Here is a 12,344-nt window from a genome sequence, read left to right on the forward strand (position 1 = left end):
CAGGCGCGAAACGTGAATCCTGGCAGGCGCGTGGCCGCACTATGAAGCGTCCTCGACCGGAGCGAACTGCCCGCGCTTCGCGGCAATGAGGCGGGCGATGGCATCGATCGTCTCGCGCACGCCGGTTCGATGCCGGTCCTCGCCATGCACGACCAGCCATTGCTCGTGGGACAGCTCGTTGATGACGGGGCCGGTGCGTACGAGTTCGTCCTGCGTATCGCCGACGAAACAGGGCAGCACGACCTGCCCCGCGCCGGCCAGTGCAAGATCGAGGAGCGAACGCGGGTGCGAGACCTCGATGCGGATGCGCTCGCGCCGGTTGTTGCGCACCCAGCGCGCCGAGGGTGTGTCGACCATGCAGGCGATCCAATCCTCGCCCGCCGTTCCCTCGCCTCGGGCATAGGGCGCAAAGGTCACCGTCGCCGTTCGCCGCACCGCGAGCCCAGGTTCGGACGGGCGCTGGTTGCGAATGCCGATCAGGGTTTCACGCCGTCCGATATTGTGGCGCTCCTCCGTCGCGCTGAAGACGAGGAAGCGGCCCTCAACGCCCAGTTCCGCGATGTGGCGGACCAGGAACCACGTCATCCACGTGCCGGCGGAGATGCGGATGGGCAATTGCGCATCGTGTCCGGGGCGATCGCGCACCATGTCGAGGATGCGATCTTCCACCGCCTGCACCTGCGTGAGGCGCCTTTGTCCCGCATCCGTCAGCTCATACCCACCCGGCAGCCGACGGAACAGTTCCTCGCCGACTTCGCGCTCCAGGTTGAGGATATGACGTCCCAGAGTTGCCGGACTCTGTCCGATCGCCTTTGCAGCCGCCGCGAGCCCGCCTGCGCGCGCAACCGCCAGAAAGATCCTGAGGTCGGACCAGTCGAGTGTCGTTTCATCCATGAACGGGGCCCTTCATTCCCGGCGACTGCTGCGGCCGTCGGGATCGCCGCATCTTCGCGGGCGAGCAAGAATGGAGCTGCGAAGAAGATGACATCAAGACTGCAATCGGCGCCGCGCATCGGAATGGGCTGCTGGGCCATAGGCGGCCCGTTCTGGTTCGGCGACATCGCGGCCGGATATTCCGGTGCGGACGATGCCGAATCCGTTCGCACCATCCATGCCGCCTGGGATGGCGGGATCAGGATATTCGACACCTCGGCGGTCTATGGTGCCGGCCATTCGGAACAGCTTCTCGGCGAAGCACTGGCCGGGCGCAGCGAGGCAATCATCGTCTCGAAGTTCGGCCATTCGATCGATCCTGTGTCACGGCAGATGACCGGCCCGCGCTTCGATCCCGCCTATGTGCGCCGGTCGGTGGAGCAGAGCCTTGCACGGCTCGGCCGCGATCATATCGACGTCATGCTGCTGCACCTCAACGACCTGCCGATCGAGGACGCCGAGCCTGCCTTCGACACGTTGGAAGCATTGGTCGCTACGGGGGCCATTGGCAGCTATGGCTGGAGCACGGACTTCCCGGCAAGCGTCGAGGCGATGGCGCGGCGGCCAGGCTTCACCACCGTCCAGCACTCGATGAACCTCTTCTTCGACGCGCCGTCCCTGTGCCGGATGGCCACCGAACATGGCCTGACCCAGCTGATCCGCTCGCCCCTCGGAATGGGCCTGCTGACAGGCAAGTTCGGCGACGGCCGTTCAGTGCCGAAGGACGATATTCGCTCCGGCCCGCCAGATTGGCAGGGCTATTTCGACGCCGGGCGCCCGCGCGCGGAGCTCGCCCGGCAGATGGAGGCCGTCCGAAATCTCCTCACCGTCGGGGGCCGGACGCTCGCTCAGGGCGCGCTGGGCTGGCTGCTGGCGAAAGGCCCCGGAATCCTGCCAATCCCCGGCGCAAAGACGGTTCGCCAGGCCGTCGAGAATGCGGCAGCGCTGGACCATGGCCCCTTGCCGTCCTTCGTAATGGAAGAGATCGAGACCATCCTGCAACGCCCTCCCGAAGGCCCGCCACGCGCCAGGTAGCTGGGTGGCAACGGCGCGTGCCTGGACGCAAGACGCCCATCGAAGCGTTGAAACGGAGCTGAACCGTCCACCCACAGGGACGCCCAAGCTTTGGTCCGGACCAGACACGTCGGGTCGCTCTGCACGGACGGCAGCCTCCCCTCGAGCCCCGGCCTCGATGCGCTATGCCGCCGTCACAGGCTCAACCGTCATAGACTCATCAGAAAAGCGGGCAGCAGTTCGCGTTCGCTGGTGATGTCGAGCTTGTCGTAGATGCGCAGCTTGTGGTTCTTCACGCCGCCGACGGAAATGTCGAGCTGCCGGGCGATCGACGCGTTGTGGTGGCCCTCGAAGGACAGCTGCACGATCTGCTTCTGCCGCTCGGTCAGGCCGTAGAGCCGCGCCAGCCGGTCGAGCCGGCTGCGGAAATCCTGCGGCTCCTTGCGCAACACCAGGATCTGGGCGTCGTGCAGCAGAGCGTCAGCCCCGTCGCTGGCCGGCCGGAACAGACACCACCCGCCATTGGCGGGGATGACATGTCGCTCCGACCACGCCAGATGGCCCGGTAGCGTCGGGCGGTCGAAGGCCTGCCGCGCGGCCTCCGCCCAGCCTTCGGACTGGAAGAGGCAGGCTCCGCCCGCGGTGAGGATCAGGATTTCCGCCGGCACGCCGCCGGAGAGGCCGGCGGTGCGTGCGACCTGTCGCTCGACCGAACGCGTGACATGCTGGCGGTGCATCTCCAGCAGGATGTCGAGCATCTCGGAGGCCAGGCGCAGTTCGTCCTCATCGAAGGCCTCGCGGTGCCGGTCGAGGCACAGGGCGAGGAAGCTGCGCTCGTTCAGCGGCAGCAACAGCGCCAGTTCGTCCACGATGCCGAGATCGACGTCGAGATAGCGGGCATAGCTGCGATCGAGCGGGCCGTCGGCGCAGAGCGTCCTCAGGCTGATGGCGCGGTGGCCATCGCCGGCGAGGGGTATGCGCGAGAGCGGATCGAGCGGCCAGAGCTTGTCCGTGTAGGCGGACTTGGCCCGCGGGGCCATGCCGGATTCGGAGATGATCCGCGGCTTGGCCGCCGTCTCGTAACGGGCCATGATCCAGAAATCGCAGGGGATCAGCGGCGCGACGGCATCGATCACGGTCTCGTAGAAATCGTCGCGGCCGATGCGGGAGAGCACGCGCGCCAAGTCCCTGCCGAAGCCGGCCGGAAGAGCGTGCCCCCGTCCCTGACGTCCCATGACGATCCCGTTTCCCTACCGCTGCGATCGGCCGTCGAAGCAGAAACCGTGCCAGCGCCGTGCGGGGGCGTCAGCGAACCGGTGACTGCAGTCACTATGGAAGAACCGCCACGCCCGGACTTATACGTCGGCGATGAACCGCGGTGGTAGTTTTCCCCCGCTCCAAGAGGGAATGGTCGCATGTCCGGGTCTCGCGTGCTCACCCATGTTTCACCCAGCCGCCGCGACGTGCTGCGCTTCGGCGCGCAGGCAGCGATGTTCGCGACCATTGCGGCGCAGGTCGATGTCTCCAGGCCGGCCTATGCCGGTGACACCAAGATGACCGGCCCGCTCAACGTGCTGGCCTGGGCAGGCTACAACGACCCCGAGCTGATGCGCGGCTTCACCGAGCTGACCGGCGTCGAGCTCAACATCAAGGAAGCCGAGAGCAACGGTGCCCAGCTAAGCCTCGTGCAGGCCGGCACGACCAAGTTCGACGTCATCAACCCCGATGCGGTGTGGACGGCGAAGTTCGCCGCCGCCGGCCTGACGCTCCCGATCGATACCGCGAAGCTCTCCTCGCTCGACGAGACGCTGCCCGCCTTCCGCAACCGGCCGGAGACGATCGTCGACGGCAAGGTCTACAGCATCCCGACCCGCTTCGGCGTGAACGGCTTCGTCTACTGGCCGGACAAGATCTCCGCCGCGGCGGCGGCCGATGCCGAGCTTGCCTGGGACCCCGCGCTCAAGGGGCGCGTGGAGATCATCGACTGGCCGGAGCTCTATCTCTGGATGACCGGCAAGTGGATCGGTCTCGACAAGCCGGAGGAAGCGACCGGCCCGACACTGCAGAAGATCCTCGACAGGATGGTTGCCTTCCGGCCCAACATGCGCGCGCTCCAGGCCGACATGGGCACGGTGAAGTCCGACCTCACCAACCGTGAGGCGTGGATGGTGTGGGGCTCCTCCAGCGACAATGTGCGCACCACCGCCCGCCTCAACGGCGCGGATGTCGAGCTCTCCATCCCCAAGCAGGGTGGCGCCATGTGGATGGAGACGCTGCAGATCGTGCGCGGCACCGAGCACCTCGCTTCGGCGATGGCCTATATCGACTACATGACCAGCGCCAAGGCGATGAAGCAGATGGCCTGGGGAGCGGACAAGTTCGCCGTCACCAATGCCAAGGTGAAGGACCTCCTCACCCCCGAGCAGGTGAAAGCGCTCGGTCTCGACAAGATGGAAGAGTGGGTCGCCAACTGCCAGATGAGCCTGGCGCCGGTGGACGAGAACGCCTGGGCCGATGCCTGGCAGACCTTCAAGATGGGCTGAGGCGACGCCCATGCATATACGCGTGATCGTCCCGGTGCTGGACTCCAAGGAGCTGGTGGGCAAGGCCGAGGCCGAGTACCGCTCCTTTGCCGGCACGGGCGTGGAGATCTCCGCCGTCCCGCTGAAGCGCGGCACGGCCTCCATCGAGGCGGAGTTCGACTCGGCGCTTGCCGCGCCGGAAGTGATGCGGCTCGCCCGCGAGGCCGAGGCGGACGGGGTGGATGCCTGCACCATCGCCTGCTTCACCGATCCCGGCCTGTCGGGAGCGCGTGAGCTGGTCTCCATCCCCATCGTCGGCGAGGGTGAAGCCTCGCTGCACATGGCGGCGATGCTCTCGAGCCGCTTCACTGTGTTCATCACCGAGAAACCGCTGTTTCCGCTGATCCGCAGGGTGGTCGCGCGCTACGGGCTGGAGCGCAACCTCGCCTCGGTGCGGGCCGCCGGCGCCGGCGTGCTGGCGCTGGACGAAAGCTGCCTCGACCATATCATCGCCGAGAGCATCGACGCGGTGGAGCGCGATGGCGCGGAGGCTTTCGTCATGGGCTGCACGGGCACCGGCTTCGACATGGCGCAGGCGGTGGAAGAAGCGCTGCACCGCCATTTCGGCGTATCCATCCCGGTGATCGACCCCGGCAAGGTGGCGCTGCATTTCGCGCGCGCCATGGTGGCGACGGGGCTCAGTCCCTCGAAGCTGGCCTATCCCACGCCGGCCTTCGCCCGCGACGAATACGCGTTCGCGTGATGGCAGCGCGTGGCACCGTACGGCGGCGGCCGTCCCTCGCGGCGGTCCTGCCGACCGCCGGGCTGCTGCCATTGGTGCTGTGGCAGATCGTCTTCTTCGTCGTGCCGGTCGGGTTGATCCTCGGGCTCAGCGTCTGGCGCAGCAAGAACTACCGCCTGATCCCCGATTTCACCTTCGACAATTACGCGGCCATCTTCGCGCGGCCGGCGATCTGGCGCGCGCTGTGTCTCTCGGTGGAAACCGCGGCGTTCGTCACCGTCGCCTGCGCGATCCTCGCCTATCCCGTCGCCTACTTCATCGCCAAGAAGGCCGGCCGCTGGCGGGGGCTGCTGCTGGTGGCGGCGATCGCGCCGTTCTGGGTCAGCATCGTCATGCGGATCGCCGCCTGGCGGCTGCTGCTCGGCGAGCGCGGGGTGATCAACCAGGTGGCGATGGCGCTGGGCCTGACCGACGAGCCATTGAGCTTCCTGCTCTATTCCCCGGTTTCGACGGCCATCGGGCTCATCTACGCCTATCTGCCGCTCTACGTGCTGCCGCTCTACGCCTCCATCAGCAACATTCACGACAGCTGGATCGACGCGGCGATGGACCTCAACGCGAGCCCCGCCCGCACCTTCTTCGAGGTGATCCTGCCGCTCTCGGCGCCAGGGCTGGTGGTCGGCGCGGTCTTCTGCTTCGTCTTTGGGCTCGGTGAGTTCGTGACGCCGGCGCTGCTCGGCGGCGGCAAGCAGCTGATGTTCTCGCAGGTCATCCAGGACGAGTTCCAGCGCCGGCTCGGCTGGCCGAGCGGCGCCGCCATGGCCGTCGTGCTGCTCGCGCTGGTCTTCGCGGTGCTGGCGCTGTCGATGAAGTGGATCCGGCGCGCGAGCGGGGAGGCAGGCTCATGAACCGCCTGTCCTTCGGCTGGGCGCTGCCGGCCTATTCGGCCCTGCTCTACGCCTTTCTCTACCTGCCGATCGTGGTGATCGTGCTCTTCGCCTTCGACGCGAAGGCGATTCCCGGCCTTCCGCTCGACGCCTTCACGACGGACTGGTTCGCCGCGGGCCTCGGCGACGGCAGGCTCGTCGGCTCGCTTCTGACCAGCATCCGGCTCGCGCTGCTGGCCGCGGTGCTCTCGACCGCGCTCGCCATGCCCGCCGCCATGGTTCTCGCCTGGCGGCCGGTGCGCATGAAGTCGCTCGTGCTCTGCCTGGTGCTGGGGCCGGTGGTGCTGCCGCAACTCGTGCTGGGGCTCGGCCTCACCGTGCTGTTCCGCGCCGCGCCGGATCTCATCGGCCAGCCGGCGATCGTCCTCGCCCATACGACGATGACGTCGAGCTACGCCACGCTGATGCTCTACTCGCGCTTTCTCGGCTTCCGGCGCAGCTATATCGAGGCCGCGATGAATCTCGGCGCGAACGAGTTCGCCACCTTTCGCGAAGTCGTGCTGCCGTTGATTGCGCCGGCCCTGATCGCCGTGCTGCTGCTCGCCTTCACCGATGCCTTCGGCGAGTTCGTCGTGGCGTGGTTCCTCGCGGGTTTCACCGAAACGCTGCCCATCGCCATCTGGACCTCGCTGCGGCAGGTCATTTCCCCCAAGATCTACGCGCTCTCCGCCGTGGTGATCCTGGTGACGCTTGCCGTCAGCGTCTCCGCCCAGATCTGGATCCTCGGCCAAAGCCGGCGCGAAAGCGAGCCGTGACCGATGACTGACCTTCCCCCCAACGCCGTGGAACTGCGGGCCGTCAGCAAGGTCTATGGTGCCTCGGTGGCCGTGCGCGAGATTTCGATGGAAATCCCGCGCGGCGCCTTCGTCACCATCCTCGGCCCCTCGGGCTGCGGCAAGTCCACGCTGTTGCGCATGATATCCGGCTTCGTCACCCCGACCTCCGGCGACGTGCTGATCGATGGCGCATCGGTGGTCCGAGCGGCTCCTTACGAGCGCGACACGGCGATGGTGTTCCAGGATTACGCCCTGTTCCCGCACCGGACCGTGGCGCAGAATCTCGCCTTCGGCCTGCGCATGCGCAAGGTGGACAGGGCCGAGATCGCGCGGCGGGTCGAGGCCATGCTGGAGCTGGTCAACCTCAAGGGCTTCGGCGACCGGCGCGTGAGCCAGATCTCCGGCGGCCAGGCCCAGCGCGTGGCGCTCGGGCGGGCGCTGATCGTGCGCCCGGCCGTGCTGCTGCTCGATGAGCCGCTCGGCGCGCTCGACCTCAAGCTGCGCAAGCAGATGCAGGCGGAGCTGAAGACCATCCATCGCGACCTCGGCCTCACCTTCGTCGCAGTCACGCACGACCAGGAAGAGGCGCTTACCCTCTCCGACCGGATCGCGGTGATGAATGGCGGCGCGCTCGAGCAGTTCGACACGCCGGAAAACCTGTACCGGCGCCCGGCTACGCGGTTCGTCGCCGACTTTGTCGGCAACGCCAACCTGTTCGAGGGACAGTTGCGCGCCGATGGCGCGGTCGAGGCGGACGCGCTGCCATTGACGCTCGCCATGTCCGATGCGCAGCGCGGCGGACGCGCACCTGCCGCCCGCGTCGCGCTGGTGGTCCGCCCGGAGACCATCGCCGTCGGTCGGGCCGCACCCGAGGGCCATGACTGCCGCGTCGAGGCGCGCGTCGAGGAGATCATGTTCTCCGGTGCGGTGCAGCAGATCGTGGGGCGCCGGCCGGACGGGCGGCGCATCACCGCGCATCAGAGCGCAGCGGTGCCCGCGCCCGAGCGGGGCCTGAGCGCCGTCTTTTCGTGGCCGAGCCAGTCCGTCTGGCTGGTCGACGCCTGATCCCCTTCAAGGGCAACAGCTTCATGCGTGAACTCGACTATGACGAACTGGAGGCGCTCGCCATCGGCGCGGGCGTGCTCGGGACGGGCGGAGGCAACCATCCGCATCTCGAACTGATGTGCGCGCAGGCCGAATACCGCCGCGGCCGGCGCATCCGTCTGATCGACCCCGACGACCTCGCCGACGACGCCCGCGTGGCGGTGGTGTGCATCATGGGTGCGCCGCTGGTGACCAAGGAGCGCCTGCCCGAGCCGCAGTCGATCTGCCGCGCCGTCCGGCGGATGGAAGCTCACACCGGGCAGCCCTTCGACGCGATCATGTCGATCGAGATCGGCGGCGAGAACGCCTTCTTCGCCATGCTGGTCGGGATGGAGCTCGGCCTGCCGGTGGTGGATGCCGACACGATGGGCCGCGCCTTTCCGGAAGCGCAGATGGCGAGCTTCGCCATTCGTGGGCTGGAGGTAGCTCCCTTCGCCATCGCTGACATCCGCGACAACGAGATTCTGATCCCGCGGGCCGAGAGCGCCACGCGCGTGGAGCGGATCGGCCGCCGCGTCGTGGTCGAGCTCGGCTCCATTGCCGGCACCTGCGCGGCGCCGCGCTCCGGCGCGGAGGTGAAGGCCCATGCCATTCTGAATTCGGTCTCACGCGCCATCGTCATCGGCCGGTCCATCCAGCACGCCAGGGCGGCGGGAACGGACCCGGTCGCGGCGGTGGTCGGCGGCGCGCATGCCCGGCTCGTCTTCACCGGCAAGGTCGAGGACGTCTCGCGGCGCACCGAGGGCGGTTTCGTGCGCGGCACGGTGCGGTTCGCCGGCAGCGGCGCGCATCAGGGGCACGAGCTGGTCATCGATTTCCAGAACGAGTTCTCGGTCGCCCGGCGCGACGCGACCCTGGTGGCGTCGGTCCCTGACCTCATCACCGTGCTCGACGAGGAAAGCGCCGAGGCGATCGGCGCCGAGGTTATCCGCTACGGCCAGCGCGTGGCGGTGATCGTGCTCGCCGCCGACCCGATCATGCGCAGCGCCGAGGGGTTGAAGGTCGTAGGCCCGCGGGCCTTCGGCTACGACTTCGACTATCGCCCGTTTGAGGAGCTCACGCCATGAAGCGCATCGGCATCGACGTGGGCGGCACCAATACCGACGCCGTGCTGCTCGACGGCAGCCGCATCCTCCGGTCCATCAAGACCCCGACGACCGCGGACGTCACCGCGGGCGTCAAGAACGCGCTGGCCCATGTGCTGGCGAGCGCGGACGGGGCGATGCCGGATGTGCGCGCGGTCATGATCGGCACGACCCATTTCACCAATGCGGTCGTGGAGCGGCGGAGCCTTTCCAGAGTCGCGGTGATCCGCATCGGCCTGCCCGCGGCCTCGTCGATCGAGCCCATGGCCAATTGGCCGCAGGACCTGCATCGCGCGGTGGCGGGGCCCGTCTTCCTGCTCGAAGGCGGCCATGAGTTCGACGGGCGCCCCATCGTCGCCTTCGACCGCGAGGGTATGCGCCGCGCGGCCGAGGCGATCCGCGACAGCGGCATCACCGCGGCGGCGATCACCGCCGTGTTCTCTCCGCTCATCGCCGCGTGCGAGACCGAAGCCGCCGCCATCCTCGCCGAGATCGCCCCGGATGTGACGGTCACGCTCTCGAGCGAACTCGGCCGCATCGGCCTGATCGAACGCGAGAACGCGACCATCCTCAACAGCGCCCTCCACGGGCTGGCCCGGCAGACGGTCGCCGCCTTCCGCCAGGCTATCGCCGAATCCGGCCTCAAAGGGCCGCTCTACCTCACGCAGAACGACGGCACGGTGATGCGTGCCGAGGAGGCGGAACGTTTCCCGGTGCTCTGCTTCGCCTCCGGCCCGACCAACAGCATGCGCGGCGCGCATCTGCTCTCCGGGCTCGCCGACGCCATCGTGCTGGACGTCGGCGGCACCACCACGGACGCAGGCATGCTGCGGGCCGGTTTTCCGCGCCAAGCCAACACTCAGGTCGATATTGGCGGGGTACGCACCTTCTTCCGCATGCCCGACGTGGTCGCGGTCGCGCTCGGCGGCGGCACGGTCGTCCGTCACGATCCTTTCGCCATCGGGCCGGACAGCGTGGGCTTCCGCCTGCTCGAGAAGGCCCGCGTCGCCGGCGGCGATACGCTGACGCTGACCGATGTCGGCGTCCGGCACGGCCTGATCGAGCTCGGGAACGCGGCCCATCTCGCGGATGTGCCGGTCGAGCTTACCGAGGCGGCGAAGAGCTGGATCAACCGCCGGCTGGCCGATCTCGTCGACCGGATGAAGACCAGCGCCAGCGATCTGCCGGTCATCGCCGTGGGCGGCGGGGCCTTCCTGGTGCCGGACAGCCTTCCGGGCGTCTCGACCGTCATCAAGGTCGAGAACGCCGGCGTCGCCAACGCGGTGGGCGCAGCCATGTCGCAGGTCAGCGGCGAGAGCGAGCGCATCTTCTACGGCGTGCCGCGCGAGCGGGCGATTGCGGAGACCCTGGCGGCGGCGCGTGAACAGGCGGTCGTCGCCGGCGCGGCCCTCGAAACGCTCGCCGTGCTCGACATGGAGGACACGCCGATGTCCTACATTCCCGGCGATCCGCTGCGCGTCAGGGTGCGCGTCATCGGCGACCTCGCGGGATAGCCGGGCCGGCCGCAATCCGCCGAAGCAAGCCAGGGAAGGGACAGGGCCTGGCTCGCAATGCCGGCCATGGCAATGCCGGCGCGACGCGGCTGGCCGAGGCGATCGGCGAAGTGGCCGGCGTCGAACTGCCGTTTCCGGTGCCGGCGAACGCGGTGCTCCCCAGGGCGCCGGAGCGGGTGACGCCGATCCGCAACGGGTCGACCAGCTCGCGGCCGACATCGACGAGGCCGCGCGTCTTCGCCGTGCCGTGGCGTGGTGTGCCGTGGCGTGAGCGGCGCTACAGCAACAGTTCCAGCCCGCGCACGAGGGCAAGCAGCCGCGCATCGTCGCCATGCCTTCCGGTGAACTGAAGCCCGACGGGCAATCCACCCGCGTGGCGGCAGGGGATCGAGACGCTCGGCGCGCCCGTGAGATTGGCGTGGGTCAAGGTGAGGATTTCATCGTCACCCTCAGCGCTCAGGGCCGGGTCGGTGTCGGGAGCGACGAAGGGGACGGTTGGCGCGATGATCGCATCAACCTCGTGGAAGACCCCATCCAGTTCCGCGGTCCACGCCTGCTGGCGCTGCTTCGCTTCCAGGTAGCGCAGCGCCGGCAGGCTGAGGCCGGCGCGGATCTGTGCGGCCGTGCCGGCCGCGTATCCCGACGCGTCGTGCCGGAATGTCCGCGCATGGACCAGCGCCGCCTCGGGCAGCAGGATGTCGAGCAGCGCCGCAGTCATTGCTTCAGGCGCGGGAAGGTCGATCTCCGCGATCTGCACCCCGGCGGCTCGGAGACGATGCAGAGCCGCCTCGACGCAGGCGCGCACCTCCGGCCGCACCGCCGGATGGTCCCACTGGTTGCGTGCCGTCCCGAGACGGATGCTGGAGGAGCGCTCGGGGTTCGGGAGCGCGGACGGCGCCAACGCGGCCAGCGCGAGAGCGACATCCTCCCCGTTCCGGCCGAGAATACCGAGGTGATCGAGGCTCGGGGACAGGGGATAGACGCCGTCCAGCGGCAGCAGTCCGTAGGTCGGCTTGAACCCGACGATCCCGCAATAGGCGGCCGGCGCCCGGACCGAGCCGCCCGTATCCGTGCCAAGCGCGAGCGGCACGATTCCCGCCGCCACGGCTGCCGCCGATCCGCCGCTGGAGCCACCTGCGGTGCGCGACGGGTCGAACGGGTTGTTGGTCTGGCCGAAGTCGGGATGGACGATACCGTAAGCGAATTCCAGCAGATTTGTCTTGCCGAACAGGATGGCCCCCGCCTGCCGCAGACGCTGCACGCAGGCGGCATCCATCGCGGCAACCCGCGGGGCGACGGCTTTTGTCGCGTAAGTCGTCGCCACTCCGGCGATATCGATGATGTCCTTGATGGCGACGGGAATGCCGTGCAGGGGCCCCTTGTCCCTTCCCGCAGCCAGTTCAACGGTGGCCTGCTCGGCCTGTTGAATCACCGCATCCATCATCGGATCGATGAAGGCGTTCAGCTTGGGCTCCCAGGCCCGCAGTCGTTCCATCGCGTGGCGACAGACGTCGACCGGCGTGAAGCGGCCGGCGCGATATCCCTCCGCCAGCGACCGGACCGACGGGAGAGCGGAATCATGGACCATGGCTCGCGGCTCCCGCTATGCGACGTCGCGACTATGACCGAGGCTCGCCCCCAGGCAATGATGGCTGCAGTCACCAGCACGCCGCCCGAACCGCAACGGAAACGGGAGGTGACGACCGT

The 12,344-nt window shown here is 68.3% G+C and carries 11 protein-coding genes; 8 read left to right on the forward strand and 3 right to left on the reverse strand.

The features are described from left to right. Positions 1–39 precede the first annotated feature (39 nt). Positions 40–894 carry a LysR family transcriptional regulator gene (locus AC1RU4_RS20220; protein WP_492892935.1) on the reverse strand — a complete coding sequence of 285 codons (855 nt, stop codon included), beginning with the start codon at positions 892–894 and terminating at the stop codon, positions 40–42. 87 nt (positions 895–981) lie between these two features. Here AC1RU4_RS20220 and AC1RU4_RS20225 point away from each other — a divergent pair, with 87 nt between their 5' ends. After that, a complete protein-coding gene (locus tag AC1RU4_RS20225) occupies positions 982–1,968 on the forward strand; it encodes an aldo/keto reductase (RefSeq protein ID WP_492892936.1) in 987 nt (328 codons plus the stop codon). A gap of 188 nt (positions 1,969–2,156) precedes the next feature. Here AC1RU4_RS20225 and AC1RU4_RS20230 read toward each other — a convergent pair whose 3' ends face one another. Continuing rightward, complete coding sequence (locus tag AC1RU4_RS20230; protein WP_492892937.1) at positions 2,157–3,122, reverse strand: helix-turn-helix transcriptional regulator; 966 nt, start codon at positions 3,120–3,122, stop codon at positions 2,157–2,159. A gap of 240 nt (positions 3,123–3,362) precedes the next feature. Between AC1RU4_RS20230 and AC1RU4_RS20235 the strand changes: the two genes are divergently transcribed. The 7 genes from AC1RU4_RS20235 to AC1RU4_RS20265 are packed head-to-tail and all read left to right on the forward strand — an operon-like array spanning position 3,363 to position 10,637. Next, complete coding sequence (locus tag AC1RU4_RS20235) at positions 3,363–4,490, forward strand: ABC transporter substrate-binding protein (RefSeq protein ID WP_492892938.1); 1,128 nt, start codon at positions 3,363–3,365, stop codon at positions 4,488–4,490. Positions 4,491–4,500: 10 nt separating this feature from the next. Beyond that, on the forward strand, positions 4,501–5,232 hold the full coding sequence (locus AC1RU4_RS20240) for an aspartate/glutamate racemase family protein (RefSeq protein WP_492892939.1): 732 nt from the start codon (positions 4,501–4,503) through the stop codon (positions 5,230–5,232). Next, positions 5,232–6,119: an ABC transporter permease gene (locus AC1RU4_RS20245; RefSeq protein ID WP_492892992.1), complete on the forward strand. Its 888-nt coding sequence runs from the start codon at positions 5,232–5,234 to the stop codon at positions 6,117–6,119. Before AC1RU4_RS20240 ends, AC1RU4_RS20245 begins: the two co-directional genes overlap by 1 nt. Beyond that, the gene (locus AC1RU4_RS20250) at positions 6,116–6,913 is read left to right on the forward strand and encodes an ABC transporter permease (protein WP_492892940.1); all 798 of its coding nucleotides are present in this window, start codon (positions 6,116–6,118) and stop codon (positions 6,911–6,913) included. Before AC1RU4_RS20245 ends, AC1RU4_RS20250 begins: the two co-directional genes overlap by 4 nt. 3 nt (positions 6,914–6,916) lie before the next feature. Next, positions 6,917–7,999 (forward strand): ABC transporter ATP-binding protein, encoded by a 1,083-nt coding sequence (locus AC1RU4_RS20255; protein WP_492892942.1) that lies wholly within the window; start codon positions 6,917–6,919, stop codon positions 7,997–7,999. A 23-nt stretch (positions 8,000–8,022) separates the two neighbouring features. Further along, positions 8,023–9,105, forward strand: a complete 1,083-nt coding sequence (locus AC1RU4_RS20260; RefSeq protein WP_492892943.1) for an S-methyl thiohydantoin desulfurase family protein — start codon at positions 8,023–8,025, stop codon at positions 9,103–9,105. Next, complete coding sequence (locus tag AC1RU4_RS20265; protein WP_492892944.1) at positions 9,102–10,637, forward strand: hydantoinase/oxoprolinase N-terminal domain-containing protein; 1,536 nt, start codon at positions 9,102–9,104, stop codon at positions 10,635–10,637. Before AC1RU4_RS20260 ends, AC1RU4_RS20265 begins: the two co-directional genes overlap by 4 nt. Before the next feature lie 277 nt (positions 10,638–10,914). Here AC1RU4_RS20265 and AC1RU4_RS20270 read toward each other — a convergent pair whose 3' ends face one another. Continuing rightward, positions 10,915–12,225 carry an amidase gene (locus tag AC1RU4_RS20270; protein WP_492892945.1) on the reverse strand — a complete coding sequence of 437 codons (1,311 nt, stop codon included), beginning with the start codon at positions 12,223–12,225 and terminating at the stop codon, positions 10,915–10,917. Between the last annotated feature and the right edge of the window lie 119 nt (positions 12,226–12,344).

The sequence above is a fragment of the Ancylobacter sp. GW821-FHT10E12 genome (assembly GCF_058809335.1).

Coding starts and splice junctions, on each gene's coding strand:
- AC1RU4_RS20240 (WP_492892939.1), top strand. CDS start 4,501: ATGCATATACGCGTGATCGTCCCGGTGCTGGACTCCAAGGAGCTGGTG.
- AC1RU4_RS20250 (WP_492892940.1), top strand. CDS start 6,116: ATGAACCGCCTGTCCTTCGGCTGGGCGCTGCCGGCCTATTCGGCCCTG.
- AC1RU4_RS20270 (WP_492892945.1), bottom strand. CDS start 12,225: ATGGTCCATGATTCCGCTCTCCCGTCGGTCCGGTCGCTGGCGGAGGGA.
- AC1RU4_RS20255 (WP_492892942.1), top strand. CDS start 6,917: ATGACTGACCTTCCCCCCAACGCCGTGGAACTGCGGGCCGTCAGCAAG.
- AC1RU4_RS20220 (WP_492892935.1), bottom strand. CDS start 894: ATGGATGAAACGACACTCGACTGGTCCGACCTCAGGATCTTTCTGGCG.
- AC1RU4_RS20235 (WP_492892938.1), top strand. CDS start 3,363: ATGTCCGGGTCTCGCGTGCTCACCCATGTTTCACCCAGCCGCCGCGAC.
- AC1RU4_RS20225 (WP_492892936.1), top strand. CDS start 982: ATGACATCAAGACTGCAATCGGCGCCGCGCATCGGAATGGGCTGCTGG.
- AC1RU4_RS20265 (WP_492892944.1), top strand. CDS start 9,102: ATGAAGCGCATCGGCATCGACGTGGGCGGCACCAATACCGACGCCGTG.
- AC1RU4_RS20245 (WP_492892992.1), top strand. CDS start 5,232: ATGGCAGCGCGTGGCACCGTACGGCGGCGGCCGTCCCTCGCGGCGGTC.
- AC1RU4_RS20260 (WP_492892943.1), top strand. CDS start 8,023: ATGCGTGAACTCGACTATGACGAACTGGAGGCGCTCGCCATCGGCGCG.